At 61.8% G+C, this 22,758-nt stretch carries 21 protein-coding genes; 5 read left to right on the top strand and 16 right to left on the bottom strand.

Annotation, left to right across the window (positions count from 1 at the left end; all coding sequences use genetic code 11):
• The first annotated feature begins 164 nt into the window (after positions 1 to 164).
• Together VFE81_RS09220 and VFE81_RS09215 are read left to right on the top strand one after the other, a co-directional pair.
• Positions 165 to 1,199, top strand: a complete 1,035-nt coding sequence (locus VFE81_RS09220) for an Hsp70 family protein (RefSeq protein ID WP_325044300.1) — start codon at positions 165 to 167, stop codon at positions 1,197 to 1,199.
• 6 nt (positions 1,200 to 1,205) lie between these two features.
• Positions 1,206 to 3,104 (top strand): J domain-containing protein, encoded by a 1,899-nt coding sequence (locus VFE81_RS09215; RefSeq protein ID WP_325044299.1) that lies wholly within the window; start codon positions 1,206 to 1,208, stop codon positions 3,102 to 3,104.
• Between the two features lie 126 nt (positions 3,105 to 3,230).
• Here the strand turns inward: VFE81_RS09215 and VFE81_RS09210 are convergent, their stop codons facing one another.
• From VFE81_RS09210 to VFE81_RS09145, 14 genes are read right to left on the bottom strand one after another with little or no spacing between them, the layout of a single operon-like run.
• Positions 3,231 to 4,634, bottom strand: a complete 1,404-nt coding sequence (locus tag VFE81_RS09210) for an MFS transporter (protein WP_325044298.1) — start codon at positions 4,632 to 4,634, stop codon at positions 3,231 to 3,233.
• Positions 4,635 to 4,659: 25 nt separating this feature from the next.
• Positions 4,660 to 5,925, bottom strand: coding sequence for an NAD(P)/FAD-dependent oxidoreductase (locus tag VFE81_RS09205; protein ID WP_325044297.1), 1,266 nt, complete (start codon positions 5,923 to 5,925; stop codon positions 4,660 to 4,662).
• A complete protein-coding gene (locus VFE81_RS09200; protein ID WP_325044296.1) occupies positions 5,918 to 6,883 on the bottom strand; it encodes a VOC family protein in 966 nt (321 codons plus the stop codon). The genes VFE81_RS09205 and VFE81_RS09200 overlap by 8 nt, the downstream gene beginning before the upstream one ends.
• A gap of 17 nt (positions 6,884 to 6,900) precedes the next feature.
• Complete coding sequence (locus VFE81_RS09195) at positions 6,901 to 8,391, bottom strand: aldehyde dehydrogenase (protein WP_325044295.1); 1,491 nt, start codon at positions 8,389 to 8,391, stop codon at positions 6,901 to 6,903.
• A 40-nt stretch (positions 8,392 to 8,431) separates the two neighbouring features.
• Positions 8,432 to 9,262 (bottom strand): aspartate dehydrogenase, encoded by an 831-nt coding sequence (locus VFE81_RS09190; protein WP_325044294.1) that lies wholly within the window; start codon positions 9,260 to 9,262, stop codon positions 8,432 to 8,434.
• Positions 9,255 to 10,913 carry a thiamine pyrophosphate-binding protein gene (locus VFE81_RS09185; protein ID WP_325044293.1) on the bottom strand — a complete coding sequence of 553 codons (1,659 nt, stop codon included), beginning with the start codon at positions 10,911 to 10,913 and terminating at the stop codon, positions 9,255 to 9,257. The genes VFE81_RS09190 and VFE81_RS09185 overlap by 8 nt, the downstream gene beginning before the upstream one ends.
• Positions 10,906 to 11,703, bottom strand: coding sequence for an SDR family oxidoreductase (locus VFE81_RS09180; protein ID WP_325044292.1), 798 nt, complete (start codon positions 11,701 to 11,703; stop codon positions 10,906 to 10,908). The genes VFE81_RS09185 and VFE81_RS09180 overlap by 8 nt, the downstream gene beginning before the upstream one ends.
• Positions 11,700 to 12,587, bottom strand: coding sequence for an IclR family transcriptional regulator (locus VFE81_RS09175; RefSeq protein WP_325044291.1), 888 nt, complete (start codon positions 12,585 to 12,587; stop codon positions 11,700 to 11,702). Before VFE81_RS09175 ends, VFE81_RS09180 begins: the two co-directional genes overlap by 4 nt.
• The gene (locus VFE81_RS09170; protein WP_325044290.1) at positions 12,588 to 13,478 is read right to left on the bottom strand and encodes an alpha/beta fold hydrolase; all 891 of its coding nucleotides are present in this window, start codon (positions 13,476 to 13,478) and stop codon (positions 12,588 to 12,590) included. It abuts the gene before it with no gap.
• A 39-nt stretch (positions 13,479 to 13,517) separates the two neighbouring features.
• The gene (locus VFE81_RS09165) at positions 13,518 to 14,045 is read right to left on the bottom strand and encodes a cupin domain-containing protein (protein WP_325044289.1); all 528 of its coding nucleotides are present in this window, start codon (positions 14,043 to 14,045) and stop codon (positions 13,518 to 13,520) included.
• A 26-nt stretch (positions 14,046 to 14,071) separates the two neighbouring features.
• A complete protein-coding gene (locus VFE81_RS09160; RefSeq protein WP_325044288.1) occupies positions 14,072 to 14,848 on the bottom strand; it encodes an SDR family oxidoreductase in 777 nt (258 codons plus the stop codon).
• Complete coding sequence (locus VFE81_RS09155; protein WP_325044287.1) at positions 14,841 to 15,947, bottom strand: aromatic ring-hydroxylating dioxygenase subunit alpha; 1,107 nt, start codon at positions 15,945 to 15,947, stop codon at positions 14,841 to 14,843. The genes VFE81_RS09160 and VFE81_RS09155 overlap by 8 nt, the downstream gene beginning before the upstream one ends.
• A 49-nt stretch (positions 15,948 to 15,996) precedes the next feature.
• The gene (locus VFE81_RS09150) at positions 15,997 to 16,308 is read right to left on the bottom strand and encodes a recombinase-like helix-turn-helix domain-containing protein (RefSeq protein WP_325044286.1); all 312 of its coding nucleotides are present in this window, start codon (positions 16,306 to 16,308) and stop codon (positions 15,997 to 15,999) included.
• Between the two features lies 1 nt (position 16,309).
• Positions 16,310 to 16,624 carry a non-heme iron oxygenase ferredoxin subunit gene (locus tag VFE81_RS09145; protein ID WP_325044285.1) on the bottom strand — a complete coding sequence of 105 codons (315 nt, stop codon included), beginning with the start codon at positions 16,622 to 16,624 and terminating at the stop codon, positions 16,310 to 16,312.
• 439 nt (positions 16,625 to 17,063) lie between these two features.
• Between VFE81_RS09145 and VFE81_RS09140 the strand changes: the two genes are divergently transcribed.
• A complete protein-coding gene (locus tag VFE81_RS09140; RefSeq protein ID WP_325044284.1) occupies positions 17,064 to 18,140 on the top strand; it encodes a porin in 1,077 nt (358 codons plus the stop codon).
• A 98-nt stretch (positions 18,141 to 18,238) separates the two neighbouring features.
• On the opposite strand, the gene VFE81_RS09135 is transcribed toward VFE81_RS09140, so the two are convergent.
• Positions 18,239 to 19,210, bottom strand: coding sequence for an IclR family transcriptional regulator (locus tag VFE81_RS09135; RefSeq protein ID WP_325044283.1), 972 nt, complete (start codon positions 19,208 to 19,210; stop codon positions 18,239 to 18,241).
• A gap of 325 nt (positions 19,211 to 19,535) precedes the next feature.
• On the opposite strand from VFE81_RS09135, the gene VFE81_RS09130 reads away from it, so the two are divergent.
• On the top strand, positions 19,536 to 21,221 hold the full coding sequence (locus tag VFE81_RS09130; protein WP_325044282.1) for an acid phosphatase: 1,686 nt from the start codon (positions 19,536 to 19,538) through the stop codon (positions 21,219 to 21,221).
• 47 nt (positions 21,222 to 21,268) lie between these two features.
• On the opposite strand, the gene VFE81_RS09125 is transcribed toward VFE81_RS09130, so the two are convergent.
• Positions 21,269 to 21,943, bottom strand: coding sequence for a DUF4410 domain-containing protein (locus tag VFE81_RS09125; RefSeq protein ID WP_325044281.1), 675 nt, complete (start codon positions 21,941 to 21,943; stop codon positions 21,269 to 21,271).
• A gap of 159 nt (positions 21,944 to 22,102) precedes the next feature.
• On the opposite strand from VFE81_RS09125, the gene VFE81_RS09120 reads away from it, so the two are divergent.
• Positions 22,103 to 22,462 (top strand): DUF3564 domain-containing protein, encoded by a 360-nt coding sequence (locus VFE81_RS09120; RefSeq protein WP_325044280.1) that lies wholly within the window; start codon positions 22,103 to 22,105, stop codon positions 22,460 to 22,462.
• Positions 22,463 to 22,758: the final 296 nt, after the last annotated feature.

Below are 22,758 nucleotides of genomic sequence, written 5' to 3'. Positions count from 1 at the left end.
TTCAAGGAACACATCACGTTTGGTTCGCCGACGGTACTGTTCAAATCCGGCGCCTTGATCGGCCGCTATCGCAAGAGTCTGTTGTTTCATCCGCATTTAACGATTCACCGCCCAATGGCGTTGACCTTTTTCAGCGTAGCCTTCGAGTCAAGTCGCTCACGCCGATTGCCGCGCAACGTCTGCATCAGCAGGCCGAACGTGCAAAACGTCTGCTCACGCAAAATGGTGCCGCGACCGTGATGCTCAAGCTCACGGTCGGCGATGAAGAGCACACCCTCGAACTCGACGCGGCCACCGCGGAGCCGACCTGCGAGCATCTTTTGCAGCGGCTGCGCAAACCGGTCGAGCGTGCGTTGCGCGATTCGAAGATCGCCGTCGATGCACTCGACGAAATCATCCTCGTCGGCGGCGCCTCGCGTATGCCGATGGTGCGCAAGCTGGTCTCGAAGATGTTCGGCCGCTTGCCCGCCGCCAATCTGAACCCGGACGAAGTTGTGGCGCTCGGCGCCGCCGTGCAGGCAGGGCTCGTCACGCGGGACGCAGGGCTCGATGAATTGGTGTTGACCGACGTCGCACCGTATAGCCTCGGCATCGATACCGCGATGCAGGTTGGTGCCAATCAATATGTGCCGGGCCACTTTCTGCCGATCATCGAGCGCAACACGATCGTGCCGGTGAGTCGCATGCAGCGCATTTTCACCGTGAGCGACCGCCAGCGGATACTGAGCATCAAGGTGTTCCAGGGTGAAGCGCGTTTGACCGTCGACAACGTGCCGCTTGGCGAATTCACGCTCGACGTGCCTGTCCGGGCGGCAGGGCAGGCAGGCGCCGATGTTCGGTTTACCTACGACGTCAACGGCGTGCTGGAAGTGGAAGCCACGGCTTTTCCCGGCGGGGTGAAGCGTGCGATGGTGATCGAAGAAAACCCCGGCGTGCTGACAGCGGAGGAAATCCGCGCACGGCTCGTCGCATTGACCGCGCTGAAAATCCATCCGCGCGATCAACTGGAGAATCGCACGCTGCTCACGCGCGCGGATCGCGTCTATGAGGAAACGCTAGGCGAACATCGGCAGTATCTGGCCGCACATATCGCGCGCTTCCAGTCGCTGCTTGAGCGGAAGAACGTCGAGGAAATCGCGCATGTGCGCAGTGAACTGAGCGCGCTGCTGGATCGCTTCGATGTGCATGTGACGTACTGATCGGCTATGAATACGACTTCTGCTTATCACTGGCCGTGGGACGTGCTCGGCATTGCGGCAAACGCCGACGAGCGCACCGTGCGCCGCGCTTACGCGCGTTTGCTGAAACAGCAACGCCCGGATGAGGACGCCGAGGCGTTTCAGCGTCTGCGGTACGCGTATGAGTCTGCTTTGCAGATGGCGAGCAAGGGCGCGGCGGAGACGGTAGCCGCGGCGTCAGTACGTAAGCCAATGTCGGTAGCTGTGCCTCTGCCGACCACGACGACAGAGCCGACGGTGGAGCCTGTGCCGCTCTCTGTGGCGGAACCGGCCTCCGTGCCGGTCCCGACGTCGGTGTCTGAGTTGACGTCAGTGCGGAATGTGGCGAGCGTCAATGCTGATGCCGCAGTCGAACCCGTACCGGGCACCGATACAGCGCCAGTTTCGCGTACGACACCCGCAGCGCAAAAGACGCAGCTGCCGTCCGGCCTGAGACAAGCGCCGCCCGAAGCGCAGCGTCGCGAACCCGACGCTTTCGAAAGCGCTGTCCAGCTGTGGCAAAACTTCGTCTCGCAACGGGAACAACTCCAGTCGCGCCGTGCCCTGCAGGATCTGTTCGCCGCAGTCGTCAACATTCAGACGCGTGACGAACTCGAATGGCAAGCACTGGTTCATTGCCTGAACGAGGACGCGCCGGCCATGCTGCGCATGAATTTGAGCGCAGTCCTCGGATGGCGGGACAATGCCGCCCATCTGCGACGGCGCAACACCGCCATCGCGACCCTCGCACTAGACCGTGTGTTCGCCGACGAGGACTACAACGCGCTGCGCCTACGCTTCACGAATGCCATGGCGCTCCTCGAAGCGCCGCAGCCTCCGTTGGCGGCCGGTGCACACGCCCTGCTTCGCGCCGGCGCGCGTACTGAGATGGAACAGTTGCTGACTGCGCTTGGTCGCGATCATCCGAACGTCGTGCGCCTGCGGCTCGACAGCGAGAAGGTCGAGTTCTGGACTCGCTGCCTGACGTTCCGGATTGGCGCGGGGCGCCTGTTCGGTCCGGCGCTCGCGCTCAGTGCCTGGTGCGGCTTGCTGTTCGCCAACGCGTCGATGGACCTGAATGGCGATCGGTGGCTCGGTCAATGGACGCCTATCCAGTTGGCCGTACTTCTGGGCACGCTGATGATAGCGCTGGTCGCCAGCGCCGCGACGACGGTGCTGCTGTCCGAACCGCAGCAACAGCGACTGCAGGCGCTGCGCTCGATTGGCTGGCTGCGTTACGGCTGGATTCCGGTGTGGCTTGGCGCGACCGCCGCTTCGTTGTGCGACGACGGTAGCGGACGCTTGACCTCAATCGCAATGGATACGCTCGGCATCTGCACGATATGGGCCGCGTTGATCTACGGATGGCCACACGTCAAGCAGCTCGTGATACTGGCCGTCGTCGGTGCAATCGGGTTCGGCTTCGCCGGCCATTGGCTCTCTACCGATCCTCGCGCATGGCCGATACCGTTCGCGCACGGCATGCTGTTCGCTTTTTTCTTCTCTTTTGCGCAACAGGAGTGCCGCGTCTGGCTCGCGCGCCGACCACGCCTCGCGCAGTTTGGGATGGCGATGTGGTTTGCGGGTTTCGTCGCGTTGATCGTTCTGCTGTTGCAACGGGACGAGCGTTCGACGCAATTCGCGTGGGCGCTCTTTACGGTCATGGCTGCAGCGGGTGGCGTGCTGGCGACGACGCGTTGGAATGACCTGCGCCGAGCCGTGCCGGGGTTTTTCCGCGGCTATGTTCACCTCGTGTGGCTCGCGCTGGCACTCTCCAAGCCGGACATCATCGCTTGCGTGAGCGCGGGGTTGATGGGTGTTTGGGTTATTGAGGAATTCAAGCAGCGGCGGCTATCACCACGAACGGCGCCTCAAGGTCGCACCTGAAGACACCGCTCAAAAAACAAAAGGCGCACCACCCAGTCCGCCCCTCGTCTCCCTACCACAGCGGTCCCGCTACTGCTGTACTTCAACATCAACCGCCCACCAAGCTCATCACACGCTAAAAGAACATCAAGCCTCGAGCTGCTCCAGCACCTTCCCCTTGGTCTCGATACCGAGAAAGTGCACCGCAATCGCCGCAATGAACGGCACCGCCGCGAGGATATAAAACGCGACTTGCAGATTGCCGCCGATCATCGTCTTCGACACGATGGCTGGCGCGAAGATCGCCGCCACCTTCAGCCACGCGCCGCCCACACCGCAGCCCATTGCACGGATGCTGGTCGGATACAGTTCCGGCGTGTACACATAAGCCGTGATGAAGCCGCAAGCGAGGAAGCCGAGCGAAAACGCGCAGCACGTCGCCACCACATACACCGACGAGTCGTGGAACACACCCGCCAGCAACAGCGACAGCGCGCACGCCACGAACGACAAATTGATGATCGGCTTGCGTCCCACCTTGTCGACCAGCAGCGCGCAGGTCAGCGAACCCACCACGCCGAGTACCGAAGCCGCCACCGCCAGATTCAACGCCAGTTGCAGCGGCGCGTGATAAATCGTGCGATAGATCGTCGGCAGCCAGGTCGACAAACCATACTGGATGAAGCCGCAGGTAATCCACAGCATCGCCACAGCCATCGTGCGCTTCAGATACGCCGGACCGAACAGATCGCCCATGCGGCGCTTCGGATGGCGATTAACCATCGCTTCGAATTCAGCCGAATTGGCGGGCGGCGGAAGTGGACCTTTCACAGCGCGTTCGAAAACATGCACGGCGGCATCGGCGTCGGCCATCCGTTCGCGTTCAGCCAGCCAACGCGGGGATTCCGGCACCAGCTTGCGCAGCACGAAGAACAGAATCAACGGCATGCCTCCGATGAAGTACATCGCTTGCCAGCCGAAACGCGGCACGATCCACGCACCCAATGCGTTCGAAGCGAGCAAACCAACCGGAAACACGATTTCATACAGCAGCACGAAACGACCACGCCCATGCGCACGGCTGATCTCGTTGATATAGGTCGCGGCCACCGGCAATTCGCCGCCGAGCCCGAGCCCCTGAATCACACGCAGCACGACAAACGCGGCGAAGGTCGGCGCAAAGCCGCACGCAATACTCGTAATGCCGATGATCCCCGAGCTCAACGCAATCGCCTGCACGCGTCCTTTGCGCTCCGCGTACCACGGAAAGACGAACGCACCGATCAACTGCCCGACCGAACCGGAGCCGATCAGGAAGCCGATTTCCCACGGCGTCAGATGCCACTTCGCAATCAGGAGCGGCAGCGTGGCCGCGATCGCGATCACGTCGAAGCCGTCGAAGAACGTCGCAAGACCGATCAGGATACGCGCGCGCACCTGCATCGCATTCTTCGGTAAACGCTCGAGACGCGCGATGATCGAGCCCCGGGTCACGGGGCCTGAGACACCGGCGCTGCTGCGGTCCCCCATAGTGTTGTCGATGGTTCTCATGCCGTGGTGCCGTCCATAGGTGGGGTTAGGCAAGCGCCGTTGAGGCGTCGGTCAGGGTGGCAAGGTCGATCGTCCGGCCCTGGTTCATCCATTTGCGCGAGAGTTTCAGCTCACGTGGCGTGTTGATGGCGATCACGCCGCGAATCGCGCCGTCGTCCAGATGGAAAAGTGTGGCGCGTTTGCCCGGCAAATCACCGCGTACAGCGAGTTGCGCATCGCCCGGAATATCGCCGAGGATTTGCAGATTGATGTCGTATTGGTCGGACCAGAACCACGGAATGTCCGCGTACGGTTCGAAGGTGCCGAGCAAGGCTTTCGCCACCGAGATCGCCTGGTTCTGCGCGTTAGCCCACGATTCGAGCCGCACGCGGCGCTTCAACCACGCGCTCGGATGATTCGCGACGTCGCCGCACGCGAAAATTCGCGGGTCGTCAGTCGCACCGAAATGATCGACGACGATGCCGTCTTCGACCTTGATACCCGCGGCTTCCGCCAGTGCCGTGTGCGGCGTGAGGCCAATGCCGGCGACCGCGAACTCGGCGTCCAAGGTGGAACCGTCAGCGAACGTTGCGCGAATACGATTGGCGTCATTCGGATGATCCGCGATCGACACGAGCGATGCGTTCAAACGCACGTCCACGCCATTCGCACGATGCAGTTGCAGCAGGAAATCCGACACCATCGGCGGCAACGAGCGTGCGCAAAGGCGCGGCGCGCCTTCCACTACCGCCGCTGCGACGCCAAGCTTGCGGGCAGTGGCCGCGACTTCGAGACCAATCCAGCCGCCACCTACTACCAGCACGCGCTTGCTTGCGCGCAGCCGTTCGCCGAGCGCGACGGCTTCGTCGAGCGTACGCAGATAGGCAATGTGCGAGGTCTTCACCAAAGCATCCGGCAAGCGGCGGGCGGCGCCACCCGTGGCGATGACGAGGCGGTCGTATTGCACCTCACGACCCGACTGCGTACGCACAATGCGCTGTTCGCGATCAATCGACGTCGCGCAATCCGGCTGCCATGCCTCCACGTTCAGCGCGTCGAAATCGTCGGGCTTAACAAGCCGCACGGTTTCGATATCCGCTTCGCCCGCGAGCACGGCCTTCGACAACGGCGGACGCTCGTATGGCAAATGAATCTCATCGGCGATCATTACGAGGCGGCCGTCGAAGCCCTCCTTGCGCAACGTCTTCACAACCCAACCCGCCGCCTGACCACCGCCGATCACGACGATCGTGCGCGGCGCTTCGAGTCCGGCATGCGCGGCTTGTGCCTTTTCAGCAGCAGCGTCAGTCATTTTTCCGCTCCGTCATGAACTTGCCTTCCGGCGCCTTCGCGTTCTTCTGGCGACGCGTATTGCCGTCGATGCCGCCGTCGATCGCCCATTCGGCGAAGACGGTCGGACCCGGTTCGAAATCGCGCGGCTGCCATTCGGGCGTGAGCTGGTCTTCGTCGGCGTAGTACTCGATCAAACCGCCAGCCGGATTCTGGAAGTACCAGAAGTACGCCGACGACACCGGATGACGTCCCGGACCGAGCTGCGTATCCCAACCGCAACGGCTGATATGCATGCCGCCGCCGAACACTTCGTGAATATCGCGCACGGTGAACGCGACGTGATTCAGGCCGCGCTTACCGCCGGGCAATGCGAGCAGGAAAATGTCGTGGTGGCCGCCGTGCGGCGCGCAACGCATGAATGCGCCACGGCCCGGATAACGGTCCGACATTTCGAAGCCGAGCAGGTCCTGGTAGAATTTTTCCTGTTCCGCGAGTCGATTCGTGAAGAACACCACGTGGCCCACTTCAACCGGTTCGGCGCGTTCGTAAATCGGCGACGGTTGATCGACGCGCAGCGTTTGACCCCATACGTTCGACGGCGAACCGTGGATATCCAAAGCACGCTTGCGGGTCACTTCCACGCGAATCGCCATGCCGTTCGGATCGATACAGCCAGCCGCATCTTCAGTTTCGAAGTGGCCCGGCTGACCGGCAAAGCGGCCGCGCAATTCGTCGAGTTCGGCTTTCGTTGCCACACCCCAGGTCACTTCACGCAGCGTCGGGCCTTCTTCGAAGGCGGGTGGCAGCGACGGATCGTTCGCGTCGACGGCGAGAACCGTGCAGCCGTTCAGCGTTTCGAAGCGCGCGTGCTTGTCGTCGTGTTCGGTCTCTTTGAGGCCCCAGTCCGCGAAGAACTGCCGACAGGAGGCGAGATCCGTCACGCCGTAAATAATCTGTTCAATGCCGAGAATCGTCATCACGTGCCTCTTGCGTATTAGTTTGCCCACGCCAGCGGCGCGTCGTTCAAGCCCCAGTAGAGGCTCTTCTGCTGCATGTATTCGCGGATGCCGAGACGGCCCTTCTCGCGTCCCATGCCGCTCTCCTTCCAGCCGCTGAACGGCGTCGAGATCGAGAACAGCTTGTAGGTGTTGATCCACACGGTGCCGGTTTCAAGCGCGCGGGCGATCCGGTAGGCGCGTTTGTAATCGCGCGTCCAGATGCCGGCGGCGAGGCCGAACACACTGTTGTTGGCTTCTTTGAGCAGCGATGCTTCGTCGTCGAACGGCATCGCGACCAGCACCGGGCCGAAGATTTCTTCCTGACAGATGCGCGCGTCGTTCGTCAGGCCTTCGAGGATCGTCGGCTGGAAGTACGTGCCTTGTTCCCGGCCATCGCCAACCGGACGTTCGCCGCCGCACAGCAGGCGGCCGCCCTCTTCCAGGCCCAATGCGACGTAACGTTCGACGGTTTCGCGATGCGCTGCGGTAATGAGCGGACCCATCTGCGTTTCCGCCCGCGACGGGTCACCGACGCGTAGCTTGCGAGCGCCTTCAGCAAGACGCTTCATGAACGCGTCGTAAATCGAGCGCTGCACGAATAGGCGCGAACCCGCGATGCACGCCTCGCCCGACGAACTGAAAATGCCGTACAGCACGCCGTTCACGGCGTGATCGAGATCGGAGTCGTCGAATACGATGGTCGGTGACTTGCCGCCTAGTTCCAGCGACACGGGCATCAGTTTGTCCGCTGCGATGCGCGCGATGCCTCGGCCGACTTCGGTGCCGCCCGTGAACGACACTTTCTTGACCAATGGATGGCGTACCAGCACGTCGCCGATCACCGAGCCTTTACCTGGCACCACACTGATCACACCCTTCGGCACACCGGCTTCTTCGCAGATACGCGCCAGTGCCAGCGAAACCAAAGGCGTGACTTCGGCGGGCTTCAACACCACCGCATTACCGCCAGCCAACGCAGGCGCCAGCTTCTGTGCGTCCGATGCAATGGGCGAATTCCACGGCGTAATCGCCGCGATCACGCCGATCGGCTCGTAGATACTCATCGTCAGATAGTCGCCACGCGACGGCGTCACTTCTTCGTCGAGCGTTTCGAGGCACGCAGCGAAATAGCGGAACGTGTTCGCAGCACTCGCCACCAGTACGCGCGTTTCGCTGATCGGCTTGCCGTTATCGCGGCGCTGCAATTGCGCGAGCGCTTCGTGACGCGCCATGATCAGATCGGCGACGCGGTACAGAATCAGCGCGCGTTGATGCGGCTTCAGGCCCGACCAATCCGCGCGGCGCCATGCGATATCCGCGGCTTCCACGGCCTCGCGGGCGTCGTCGGCATTGGCCGTCGAGATTTCCATGTTGACCGACTGATCCGCCGGATACAGGCTTTTGTACGGGTTGCCACGCCCTTGCCGCCATTCGCCGCCGATGAAAATATCGCCGGTGGGCACGAGGCTGGTATCGAAGTGAGTCATGTCGGTCGTTCCGGTTTGCTTCAGCTAATCAGCTAATGTCTTAAATCACGCAGCGGGCCGCGCGATTGCGCAGCGCGCGGATCGCGCTGAACGCGGTCAGTGCTGAGGTCTTGGGGTTGTCCGGCAGCGGCTTGCCGCACATTTCCAGCGACATCTCGCCGAATGCGCCACGCGCCACGATGCGATGCACATTGCGCGACACGTTCGGATCGGCAATCAGGCGCACTGTTGTGTGGTCCAGACCCAGGCCGGCAAGCGCGATCGTCGCGGCAACATTGGCGTTCTTCGGATACAAACGCGCCGCTTCGCGCGCACTGCCTTCGAAGATCACGCGCTCTTCGGTCAACGCGTGCAGATCGCACATCTGTTCTGCGGGCGTGCCGAGCCAGCCCGAAGGCGGCTTGCGGCCCGTGTACAGGACTTCGTCAAGGCCACCGAGCTTCGCTGCGGCCAACGCATCCACGCCGCCGATCGCGCCCGAGAGCAGCGTCAACGTCGCATCGCCTTCATCGGCGGCTGCGGACAACGCGTCGAGCAGCATCATGTCGGACAGCGCGCCGATCGACGCGACCGCGCAATCCGTGCCGGCTTTCAGCAACGGCACCACGTGATCGACCAGGGCGCTGTGCCCCGCGCATTCCAGCGCGAAATGCGGGTGACTCCTCAACGCGGACACCGACGAGACCACGTCGACCGATGCACCCACCACTTCACGCACCGACGCCATATGACGTTCCGGCACGATCACGTGCGACACGCGCACCGTCGGGTCCGACTCGACCGAGCGATACACCGCCTGGCCGATCGCGCCGAAGCCGATCATCGCGACGTCGACGGGCGCGTGATGCCCCGCGTAGCCGGGCTCATGCATGTTCCGGCTCCTTTTCCTTGACCGGCGGCCCCGCGAACGCGGTGGCGAACGAGCCGACCGACAGCATGTCCACTTCGACCAGCACCGGGCCGGTTTTCGCCATACCTTCGCGAATGATTTCCTCAGCCTGGTCGAGCGATTTGATGCGGTAGTGCGTGAGCTTCAGGCTCTCGCAAAACTGCGCGAAATCCGGTTGGTGCAAATCGACGTAGCAGCGGCGGCCACCGTATTGCGCGTCCTGAATATTGCGGATCACGCCGTAGCATTGGTCGTTCATCAAAACGATCATGACGTTGGCGTTTTCCTGCACGGCCGTTGCGAGTTCGCCGACGTTGACCATCAGGCCACCATCGCCGACCAGGCACACCGTCTTCGCGGCATTGCCAGCGAGTGCTGCGCCGATACCCATTTGCATGCCCTGGCCGATGCCCCCGCCGAGTGCATGAACGCCCGCGCGCGGCGAGAAGATCTTCAGCATGCGGTTACCCCACGTGCTGTTCGAGATCGTGACGTCGCGCACCCAGTTGTAGTCGCGGCCCACTGCCTGTTGCAGAGCGTCGACGAGCCGCTTGTACGGGCCGAGGCCGTTGCCCACATCGGCGACTGCGCTTTCGCGTGCAGCGGCCAGGTCTTGCGCGAACGTCGGATCGACCTTGAGGCGGCCCTCGAGCAGCGTCGCGAGTTCTTCAAGCACTGACGATGCATCGCCGTGAATGAACATGTCGTTGCGATAGCCGCGATTGTCGGCAAGCGCGTCGGCATCGATGCGATACAGCGGCTGCGGCAGCGCCAGCTTGTACTTCAGCGTTTCATTGCCACGCAGACGCGAACCGACCACCACGAGCGCATCGCATGTCTTGTAGAAACTTTCGACAGCGGCATGCACGTTGAACGCGCCGAGCGTCGCAGGATGATCTTCCGGCAGCACGCCACGGCCTTGCACGCTGGTTACAACGCCGAAGCCCAACGCCACCAGGCGCTCAACCGCAGCACGCGCGTGACGCGTGCCGCCGCCCAGCCACAACAGCGGGCGCTTTGCGCTTGCCAGTTGCTCTGCCAACTGCGCGACGCGCTTGCTGCAATGCGTGAGCGTGGTAACGTGCGGCGCGTCCAGGTCGGCAGGCCATTCGATTTCGGCAGCTTGAATGTCGATCGGAATTTCGACACTGACCGGACCACTCGGCGCGGTTTGCGCGACACGCACCGCTTCGCGGATCGTCGGCAATGCGGTTTCGACCGAGCGCACGCGGAACGCGGCCTTCGAGATCGACGACAGCATCGACAATTGATCCGGCGCTTCGTGGATATAAGCGAGGTCCTGATCGAGGTATTCGGTTTCGATCTGGCCAGTGATATGCAGCAACGCGGTGCCCGCCGTCAGTGCTTCGACCATCGCGCCCGCTGCGTTACCCGCTGCGGTGCCCGTGCTGGTGAACGCAACACCGAGGCCGCCGGAGACACGCGCCAGGCCGTCGGCCATGTTCACCGCGCCCGCTTCGCCACGTGCGCCGACATAGCGGATCTTGCCGCGGTTGTGGATCGCGTCGAGGATCGGCATGTTGTGGATCGAGATCACGCCGAATGCGGTTTGAACGCCGCATTGCTCGAGAAAAGCGGCGATCAGTTCGCCAACGGTGGTTTTGTTAGACATGTCGTGCAACGCCTCCAGAAACATCGATGTGGCTGCCCGTCGTATAGGACGACAGCGTCGTAGCCAGGTAAAAGAGTGCTTGTGCGGCTTCTTCGGGGCGACCGAAGCGGCCCAGCGGAATGTTTTTCCTGCGTGCCAGTTCGGCGGTCCAGTCTTCCCAGCTCTGGCCCGGCTGCGCTTCTTTCGCATAACGGCGGCGCCATTGACCCGATTCGACGATGCCGATCAGAATCGAATTCACCCGGATACGTTGCGGCGCGAGTTCGACCGCGAGCGATTTGATGAGGCTCAGCACGCCGGCACGTGCCGACGAAGTCGCCACCATGTGCGGCTCCGGTTGCAGTGCGAGCAGCGAATTCACGCACACCACTGCCGGGTTTGCGGCATCTCGCAGCATCGGCAGGAACGCGCGGGTCGGGCGAATCACGCTGAAGTACTTCAGGTCGAGTTCTTCGCGCCAGGCGTCGTCGGTGGTGTCGGCGAAAGTCGATACGCGGCCTTGGCCCGCGTTGTTCACCAGCATGTCAGTGCGGCCGAAACGTGCTTGCACCGCTTGCGCGAAGGCTGCCACTTCGTCGGCGTCGAGCACGTCACTGGTATGCGCGAGCAGTTGCGCATCAGGAAACTGCGCCTTCAACGAGGCTTCCGCTTGTGCGAGACGCTCAGTGTTACGCCCGCAGATCGCGACCGAGGCGCCTGCCTGGAGAAACAATTCGGCAGCTGCGAGGCCGATGCCGGACGAACCGCCCGTCACCACCGCCATCTGCCCGGTCAAGTCGATTTGAATCATTTGAGCCCCAATGCCTTCATGTATTTCGCACCTGCGTCCGGACCACTCTTCGGCCGATAGTTGAGCCGCTGCGAGAGTTCGTCAGCCGCGCGTCGGACCTTGTCGATCAGGCCACTGTCGAGCAGCGAGGCGTCAATCTCGTGGCGCGGAATCGTCGTCGTGATCACGGCGACGATGCGCCCTGTGTCGTTACGTACCGGCGCACTGACCACCGAAATGCCGCGCTCGAACGACGACTCGCTAATCGCGAAGCCACGCTTTGCGTCGTCGCGAATGCGCTCGTACAGGTCGTCGAGGGTGGCGGGCGTTTGTTTCGTGAAACGTTCGAGTTCCGGCTCGGGATAGAGCTTCTTCAGGTCGTCGAGCGTCATGTCGCCCATCAATACCTGACCGTGCGTCGTCGCATAGGCAGGCAGGCGGGTGCCGACATTCACCTTCACCGAACTGAAAATCGGCGCGTGGCTTTGTGCCTTGGCGACGAATACGACATCACGTCCGTCGCGAATCACGATGTGGCTCGTCAAGCCGGTGTCGTCGCGCAGTGCTTCGATGATCGGCAAACCGAGGTCAGTCAATTCGAGCGAGCTCAGATATTCGAAACCGAGCCGCAGCACCGCGACGCCGAGGCGATAGTTGCGGTCTTTATCGGCGCGCTCGAGAAAGCCGAGCGATTCGAGTGTTTGCAGCAGACGGAACACCGTCGTGCGAGGAATCTTCAAGCGCTTCGATAATTCCGGTGCGCCGAGAACCGGCTCGCGTGGCGAGAACTCCGTCAGAATCTTCAGACCGCGTTCCAGACCCGGCACGCGATAGCTGATATCGCTGCTGGTGTCGTTGCGGTCGTCGTCCGCGTCGCGCTCGGCGTTAGCAGTGTCGGGCGTCATTCATTGGCTCCGTTGTCCGTCGCTCGCGCGGCAGAACGTGTCGATGATCGCGGTGTACGCGGCGGGTGCTTCGATATAGCCGGCGTGCCCGGCGCGTGGCACGACCTGCAATTGGGTGCCGGCGGCAAGTGCAAGCCGCTCGCAGGCTTCGGGGGGCGTAATCGTGTCATCAGCGCCTACGGCTACATTGACGCAGCCTTTGTGACGCGCGAGGTCGCTGGCAAGATCGGCGTTGGCGAGCAGATGCGTCGCTTGCGCATAGCCGTGAGGGATCACGCGCGACATGTTCCAACGCACCCATGCGCGTGCTTCGTCGCTCGCGTGGGCGGACAACATATTGGTACTGCGTTTTTCTGCGAGACCTTGCGGGCCGAGTTCGTTAATCATGGCGAGACGCTGATCGCGTTTCGTCTCACGCACTTCGGCCGACGAAGCGCCATAACCGCCAGCCGGCGACAACAGGAGCAAGCCGGCCACGCGCTGCGGATTCGCTACGGCAAACGCACCAGCGATGATCGCGCCAAGCGAATGACCCAGCAGCACGCAGCGTTCAATGCCAAGCGCGTCGAGCCATTCCTTCAATACAGTTGCGTAATCGCTTGCTGCGGGCGACTCGGCTTCTACGGGTGTCGATGCACCGTACCCCGGCGCATCCCACGCCAGCACACGGCGCCTCTCACCCAGCACTTCAAACTGCTGCACCCACGAAGCCGCGCCCGAACCGATACCGTGAAGCAGCACCAAAGGCAGTGCATCGCCTTCGGCGCTATCCGCCTCGCGATAGCTGACCGCGCGTTGCGATGCCAGCCAGATCTGCTGCGCCGGGAAGCGCGCGAGGCGCGCTTCGAGCGTAGCGTTCTGATCGACGGTAGCGGACGGGACTGCCGACATGATTTCCTTCTCGGGTGTTTTCAAAACGAACGTGAGGGCTTAGCGTTTGAGCTTGGCCAACGGTGAATCTGGCGGATATGTCGGCGTGATCGGCTTGGCTGCGCCGAGCATCACGCACATCAACGCGTCTTCTTCGCCGATGTTCACTTCCGTGCGATACACGCCCGGCGGCACCGAAATCAGATCGCGCTCGCCCAGCACGGCTTCCCACGTTTCGCCGTCTTTCTCGCAGATCACTTTCATCTTGCCGCGCAGCACGAAGAAAATTTCTTCGACATCCATATGAATATGGCTCGGGCCGATGTTGCCGGCCGGGATCACCATCGTCGAAAACGTGAAGCCACCTGCGGGCACTGTGTTCATGTCTTTCGCGACGCCCGTGCCGCCCGTGCCGACATAGCGCATTTGCGCGCGGCGATATTTCGGGTCGTAGTCGGCCTGGAATTTCAGCGCGTCCCAGTCGTAGCGACGCGTTTCCAGCCGTGCCACGCGGGTGTCCAGCCATTGTGCAAAGCTCGCGTCCGCGGGTTGTTCCCACGATTTGCGTTCGATATCGGCGTCCGCCATCTCTTTCTCCTTTCGATTCGACAAGATCAATTCATCACGAAGCCGCCGTTGACCGGCAGCAACTGACCGGTCACGAAACGCGCGGCGTCGGACAACAGGAACAGCACCGGCCCGGTAACGTCGTCGGGCACTTGTGCGCGCGTGAGCGCGCGGCCTTGCAGGTAATACTGATGACGCTCGGCAGGCACGTACGCGGTGGCCTCGACTTCGGTGAGACCCGGCGCGATTGCATTGACCGTCACCTGATGTGCGCCGAATTCGCGCGCCAGCGAGCGGGTCATCGAGATCACTGCGCCCTTGCTCGCCACATACGCCAGCAGCTTCGGTGCGCCCCACATCGCCGTGTCCGACGCAATGTTGACGATGCTGCCGCGGCCCGAGTCGCGCAGATACGGCAGCGCGGCAGTACTCATTAGCCACGTGCCGCGCACGTTGACGTTCATCACGGCGTCCCACGTATCGACCGACAACTCGTCGGCGACTTTGCCGCCCGAGTTGGTGATCGCCGCGTTGTTGATCAGCGCGTCCAGCCCGCCGAGTTGCGCTGCGGCCTGATCGGCGAATTGCTTGATGCTGGCGGGGTCGGCGAGATCGAGTGGCAGATACGTCACCGCATGACCTTGCTCGATCAGCGATGCAGCCAGCGCACGGCCTTCGTCATGCAGCACGTCGCCGAACACCACCTGCGCACCCGCTTGCACCAGCGAGCGGACGAACGCTGCGCCGAGACCGCGCGCGCCGCCCGTCACGAGGACACGCCGCCCTTTGAGTGCTGACGATGCCGAAGGCGCTTCGTTATGCATGGCTGTGGCCTGCTGCTTCGTTTTGAGTACCGCCGGCTTGAGTGGCTTGAGCCGCTTGAGCGTGATAAGCGTCCAGTTCAGCGAAATGCTGTTGCGCGCGCTGACGGAACATCCGGCGCACACGTGTCATGCCGACGTCGTGCTGATAGAGGAATTCGTGCTCGCGTGCATTCGGCGCCATGCTTTCGAGAACATAGCGGTCCTGTTCCAGCACGGCCCAGTGCAGCGCTTCCAGACGATTGCGATACATGAAGCGCCACGCGTCGCGCTGCCAGCCCGACACCTTGCGTGTGCGCCAGAAGTAAACCTGGCAGTTGTTTTCGTCGACCGGCGTAGCAAAACCGATGATCCCGAAGTTGCCGCCCGGGCCGAACTTCTTCTTGTACGGAATCGCGAGACGCATCCACAGCGTGCCGGTTTCGCCCAGTTCAACCCAGTCGAAGTTCACGTCGCGCTGGCCAACCTTCTCGAACATCAGACCGGTTTCGGTCTTGCGCACGCGCATGTCAGCCTGCTTGTCGCCTTCGGCCATCGAATGCGAGGTCGCGTGCAGATACGCACCGTGCATCGGGTCCATCACGTTGTCGATTGCGTACTGGTAATTGCACTTCCAGTTCGACATGCATAGGAAGTTGGCGTATTCCTCGCCGACCAGTTCTTCCGGCAGCACGAGCGGCGTGGGTTCTTTATGCGCGTCGTCGCCAAACCACAGGAAGATCGCACCGGCGTGTTCTTCGACGGGATACGACTTCACACACTTCTGGCCTTCCAGCGGGCAGTTCGAGACGGCCGGGACTTTCGTGACCGTGCCGCCACCGTCGATTTCAATGCCGTGATACCAGCATGCGACGCTGCCGCCGAGGTTCCAGCCGAGCGACAGGCGTGCGCCGCGGTGCGGGCAACGGTCTTCGAGCGCGCGGACTTTGCCTTCCTTATCGCGCCACAGCACGATCTGGTCGCCGAGACGCGTGATGCCGACCGGCGCGTCGCCGACTTGCCAGCTCGGCGTAACGGGATACCAGTAATTACGCAGGCCTTTGTTCAGATACGACTGGATCGGATCGGCCGCGGCTTGTGTCGTTGTATTGGGGGACGTCATGCAGAGACTCCGGGTACGAAAGCGATGAAACGTGTTCGGGAAAGCGCGCTTATTCGGCGAGCAGGCGGAATTCGGCGGCGAGACGGTCGGCATCCCATGTACTGCCTTCCGGGGTGCGGAAGCCCACGCGGTTCAACCCGTCGACGACTTCCTGCAACTCATTCGCACCGGCTTCGAAGACTTTTTCGAGCGCATCGCCGAAGTCGTTTTCGTATTGGGTCGGCTCGGCCTTACGCGTTTGCCAGATGAAGTTTTCGGTCTCACCCGGTTTTTCGATCACGCCCTTGCCGGCGACGTTGTTCGGCTGCGGCGCGAGCCACGGCTTCAGGAAGGGATTGAAGTTCACGGTTTGCTCTCGCATGTCATTCCACCTTGATCTGGATTTCTTCGCCTGCGAGACGTACCGAGTACATCTTCAGGTCGCGGCCACCGGGCTCTTTCAAGCATTTGCCGGTCGGGATATGGAACACGGCTTCGTGCAGCGGGCATTCGACGGTGTCGCCGTCGACAAAGCCCTGCGTCAGCAACGCATACGCATGGGGGCAGACGTTTTCCAGCGCGTACAGCGCATCGCCCACCTTGTAGATGCCGATTTCGGTGCCGTCGAGTTTGAACTCGAGCGGCGCGTCGTCGGACAGGTCGCCGGCATGGCCGGCGCAGCGCCATTGTTCACTCATTTCTCGCCTTCTCCTGAAGCTCTGTGTTCCATACAAGGAACGTCAGTTCGTGTATGGATAATTATAGGAGTGACCTTAACCAGAGAAAATAAAAATCTGGGCTGGTAGGGGAAAACACCGACTGTGGCGTTCACAACACAGCTTTGTGTGAACTGACATGAGAGGTCGTTTTTATTCGGGAGCCTTTATGGGCTTGGGTTTTCCCATAATTTTCAGATGAATACCGAAACCCTCATGCGGGTTTGTACGGGGTCCGAAAATTTATTTTGACCACTTCTAGACTCACTATACTTTCCATAGGCGATACGAACGCCCATAGGTGGAACATAAAGAGGAGCAGTTTTGGCGCATAAACCCAAAACTGCATTCAACCCAAAGCGAGGATCAGGGACGACGAAATCGGCGCGAGCTATTCGTCGTGTGATCAGGAGAACCAACGGTGAAGCACATCATTGCGGCGGCCGGCTTGACGGCAATCTGCGCAACGACTGGCGCCTGGGCGCAAAGCAGCGTGACGCTATACGGCAGCCTGGACGCCGGTATTGCGTACATCAGCAATGCGGGTGGCCATTCGAAGTGGATCGAGGAGCAGGGCAACATGCAGCCCGACCGCTGGGGCCTGAAAGGCGTCGAGGATCTGGGCGGTGGTCTTAAGACGGTTTTCCAGTTGGAAAACGGCTTCTATACGAACACGGGGGCATTCGCCAAAGCGGGCACGCTGTTCAATCGCCAAGCTTTTGTCGGACTGAGTTCGGACCAGATCGGCACGGTGACACTAGGTCATCAAACGCCGTTCAGCTTCGACGTGCTGGGTCCGTTGAGCACGGCTTATCTGGCCGCGAGCTGGTACGCGTTCCACCCCGGCAACATCGACGAACTCGCCGACACCGGCGTGGTGCCGTTCGACAATTCGGTGAAGTTCCGCTCGGCGAGTTTCGGCGGTTTTTCGGTCGGCGCGATGATGGGTCTCGGCAATACGACGAACTTCTCGACCGGCAAGACACTGAGCTTTGCGCTTAGCTATGCGAACGGTCCGTTCAAGGCCGGCGCGACCTATGCGAACGAGCACAACCGTACGCCATCGATCGTGACAACGGGCATCACCAGCTTTCAGGGCGTCGCCGCGGCGACCTACACGGCGGACAAGGTCGAGAACATGGGCGCGGGCGCGTCATACCAGTTCGGCAAGCTGCTGGTGCATGGCCTGTACACGCGCGTGAAGCTGGAATCGTCCGGCCATTCGGACACGTATCAGAGCTACGACGTGGGTGCGAATTATCAGTTCACGCCGTTCAACACCGTCGCCGGCGGCGCCGCGACGACGACGATGGCCGGTCATCGCTGGACGCAGTTCGAGATCGGCGATATCTACGCGCTGTCGAAGTCGACGCAGTTGTATGTGAATGCGCTGTATGAGCGCGCAGGCTCCAATACGGATGCCGCGTTCTTTACTGCGGGGGTGTCGAGCGGCCGGAACCAGACGATTTTCCTGACGGGTATCCACCACTCGTTCTGATGTCAGTCATTTCGGTATAAATGTCGACGCCATAAAGCAAACGGCCCGGCTGCTTATGCACCCGGGCCGTTTTTATATCAGCAAAAACAGAAGCCGAATCAGTTCGCCGCAACTGGCCTACGGCGCGCTTGAGCCGCAGTCGGATCATCCGGCCGCGGACGATAACTGAGCCGTTCTGACAATTCGAGCGCTGCCTGGCAAACCGCGATGACGAGCGGCTCGCGTTCTTCCGCTTCGCCGATATCGGAGCGCGGAATGGTGACCGTCAACGCAGCCGTGATCTTGCCGCTTTGATCGCGCACCGGCGCACTCACCACCGAGATTCCTCTTTCAAAAGATGCTTCGCTCAACGCGTAGCCGAGCGCCGCGCTTTCGCGCACTCGTCCATACAGTTCTTCGACAGTCGCCGGCGTGCGTTCGGTAAAACGTTCGAGTTGCGCCTCCGGATACAACTGACGCAATTCTTCGAAGCTCAAATCGCCCATCAGCACCTGACCATGCACGGTGGCATGCGCGGGTAGACGCGTCCCGACATGCACTTTCACCGAACTGAACATCGGCTCATGCGTTTGCGCTTTGGCGACGAACACCACGTCGCGCTGATCGCGGATCAGCAGATGCGTGCTGAGGCCGGTTGCGTCGCGTAAACGTTCGAGAATCGGCGTGCCGACGTCGGTCAGCTCGAGCGAACTCAAGTATTCGAAGCCGAGCCGCAGCACCGCGACGCTCAAGCGGAAATAGCGGTCGCCATTCACGCGCTCGAGAAAGCCTAACGCTTCAAGCGTTTGCAATAGACGAAATGTGGTGGTGCGCGGAATGCCGATACGCTTCGACAATTCGGGTGCGCCCAGAATCGGCTCGCGTGCGCTGAATTCGGCGAGGATGCGCAGGCCGCGCTCCAGGCCCGGCACGAGATAAGTCGATCCGCTGGTGCTCTCTTCATCGGTGGAATCGGTTGAATCGGCGCTGTCTGCGTGGGACAACGCCGCATCGTCCTGCGACGTCGAGGCCAGCGCGCCGCGTGGCCTCGCGTGCTTGCGTCCCGCTCGTGTCTGCTCTTCTTTTGCCATCTTGGCTGCCGTCTTTGCCGTTGTCTCTGCTGTTCATCGGATACAGATCAACATGATAGCGCGAAGCACACGGCGGTCATTTTCGTTTCTCGCGGTGCTATCCTTTGATCCGGTCCATTGCGCGAAGTCTGTGCACCGCGCTTTCGTTCCCGCCAGGCGTCCGGAGGCCACGCTCATGTCCGAATCCGTCCAGGTTCGAGTTGCCGACTCGCATGTTTATCCGGGCTGCGCACTGCATATATCTGAACCCGGTGCCGCGCGCACGCTGCCCCGAGTGGTAGCTAAAGGCTGTTAAGCGCCCGTCACGCTAAATCGAAACCTACCGATGACAGACAACGACTCCCCCCTGCCGCCGAACCCCGACAACGCCCCCGACGATCCTGAGCGCCGCCGTGTCCTGACCGGGCTCGCGGCAGTCGGCATCGGACTCGCGCTGACCGGTTGCAAGACCGAGCAAAGTACCGCGAGCGACGCGGCGCCGCGCAGTGCCGCCGACTTGCGACTCGACGCCGCGCTACGCGACCAGGTCAAGCACATCGTGGTGATCTACGCCGAGAACCGCAGCTTCGCGAACCTGTACGGCAACTTTCCCGGCGTGCACCATCCGCTCGATGCGGTGAGCGCCGAGCGTTATCTGCAACTCGACCGCGACGGCAAGACGCCGCTGCCGCGCCTGCCCGCAATCTGGGGCGGCCTCGTGCCGCAAGCGCAGGAGGTGGACGGCAAGCGCTACATGATTGGTCAGAAGGACATCAGCAACCTTCGCAACGGGCCCTTCCATATCGTCGATGCGCAGGGCGCACCGTTGCCGACCGGTGTGATCACGCGCGATCTGGTGCATCGTTTCTATCAGAACCAGATGCAGATCAACGCCGGGCGCAACAATCAGTTCGCCGCATGGGGCGACTCCGGCGGCCTGGTGATGGGACACTACCGCAATTCCGCCGACACGCTGCGTCTGTGGAATCTCGCGCAGCAATACACGCTGTGCGACAACTTCTTCATGGCGGCCTTCGGCGGCTCGTGGCTGAACCATATCTTTCTGATCTCGGCACAGGCGCCGTTCTATCCCGACATCCACAACAGTCCGGCGAAGAAGATGGTCTCGGTCGTCGAAGGCGACGATCCGACCGGCATCCGGCTGAAACAGGCGGCCGAGTCGCCCGCGTCCGCGCTCGACGGTCCGCCGAAGTTCGTCAACGACGGCGCATTTACCGCCGACGGCTACGCCGTCAACACCATGGCGCCGCCCTATCAGCCAAGCAACGTGCGTCCCGCCGAAGGCGGCAATCCCGCGTTCGCCGACCTGTCGAATCCGCGCGTGCTGCCGCCGCAAAACTTCGCGACGATCGGCGACCGTCTGACGGACAAGGGCGTCGACTGGGCGTGGTACAGCGGCGCGTGGCAATACGCGTTGGAGCATCAGGACACGGGCGCGGTGCCGGACTTCCAGTACCACCATCAGCCGTTCAACTACTTCACCAGTTACGCGCCGGGCACGGCCGCGCGGCGCAAGTATCTGCGCGATGCGGGCCTCGGCAACGACGCGTCCACCAATCGCCTGATTGCCGATATCGATGCAGGGCGTTTGCCGACGGTTACGTTCTACAAGCCGCAGGGCGATCTGAACATGCACGCGGGTTACGCAGACGTCGAATCAGGGGATCGTCACATTTCGAATGTGATCGAGCATATTCAGCGGGGCCCGCAGTGGGCCAATACTGTCGTGGTCGTCACGGTCGATGAAAACGGCGGCTGGTGGGATCCGGTCTCACCGCCGAAGGGCGACCGCTGGGGGCCGGGATCGCGGATTCCCGCGTTGGTGATTTCGCCGTTGGCGAAGAAGGGGTATGTCGATCATACGGTGTATGACACTAATTCGATTCTTCGTCTGATTAGCCGGGTGCATGGGCTGGCGCCGCTGGATGGGGTTGTCGCACGAGATCGGGCGTTTGCGCAAAATGGCCTGGCGCCGCTTGGAGATTTGACCGGTACGCTGGATCTGACCTGAGCCTGATCTGCGGGCCTATCGCACGAGGGTGGGCGGCAGCGCATCAATCACTGCGCCACCCCGTGCAGCTTGGCAATCACTGAATCCGAGATCTCTTGCGCGGTCTTTTTGATCGTCTTCTTCTCATCGCCGCTCGCCATCACGAACTTGGCCGCGATCACATATGGATTGAGTTTGATGACCGCGCCTGGCTTACCCTTGCTGTCGGCCTCTTCGACGGCCTGATAGAGCGGCGGCAAATCAGCCGTTCCCAAGCTGTCGCACGACACCGCCACCTGGATGTCGTTCTGCCCCGCACCCAAGCCAACCATTGCACGCCTTAGACGGTTGCCGTCGTCGACGCTCAGAAACACGCCGCGCACTTGCCAGCCGGCTGCGGGCAACGGCTGGCCGGGCGCAACGCGGCGTGCGTCGACACCGCCTTTTTTCAGATCCGCAGTCAGCGCGTCCGCCATCTCGTTCACGATGTCCTTGGCGTGATCCTCCGGATTCTTGTCCGGGCCTAACGGCCCCGGGCCGCTCGGCAGCAGGCCGCGCAGGCGGCGCACACGTTGCCCCGGTCCGCTGTCAGGTTTCATGTTGGCCACGTCGAGTTCGAAGTCGGACACATAGACGATCGGCGCTGGCGCTGCGAAGGGGGCGCTGTCCGCCGCGACGCTGAGCGTCGATACCGCGCCCAGGCATCCCGCCACCATCGTGAGTTGCAGAAATTGACGCAGCATGGCGCGCCTCCACGAATGTCTTATAGACGCGGCTATCGTACAGCCGTATGCGCCATGCGTAAGTTTTTTCGTGCCGGATCGTCGTACCTTTTGCCTTGCATAACGCGCGTCGCGGCATAGACTGATAAAGCATTACTTCGCAATTTGCACGGAACTGCCATGCGCCTGACCATTCTCATCAACGGTTCCGATCCCACCGTCAGTCACGATTATGCTGTCTTATGGCTCGACACCGAAGAGCACCGGTGGTCGAGGGAAGCGCATCAAGGGATCGATCTGCCCCCGTGGGGCGAGTTACACGACGACAATGGCGTAACCACGCTCTGTGCGCCGAGCGCGGATGCGCCGCTGTGCACGCTGCGCGGATTGCACGTCGATCGCAAACAACGCGTAAGCGCGGCACAAGGCGCCGCAGCGTGGACGGCGTTGCCCACGCGCGCGCCGACAAGCGGCTTCTGGCGCTTGCAAGCCGTCGACCGTCAGAACGTGCGCGCCGAAAATAGCGTTTTCGGCAATTAGGTTCTGGCGCTTTTTCGTCGGTCGAAATTTTTACTCATCCGAACCGCGCCGCTCGGGCGCCGGTCCGGGTGCGCTCGTGCGCGGATTCGACCTTCAGTGCGCATCCCGCATTCAGCTTTGCGCGTTTAAGCCGGTCTTAAGTTTGCGTGCGTAGAGTCTGAATTCCACGCATTAGGGTCGCCGCAAGGCGGCCCGTTTTTTTGGTGCAGGGCTTTTGCTGTGGGCCTCTTCCGCTTCTTCCGCTTCTTCCGCTTCTTCCGCTTCTTCCGCTTCTTCCGCTTCTTCCGCTTCTTCCG

Source organism: Paraburkholderia sp. (assembly GCF_035656215.1).
Classification (GTDB): Bacteria; Pseudomonadota; Gammaproteobacteria; order Burkholderiales; family Burkholderiaceae; genus Paraburkholderia.
Note: the sequence above shows the minus strand (reverse complement) of the source record. Positions and strands in the feature narration are given on the sequence as shown.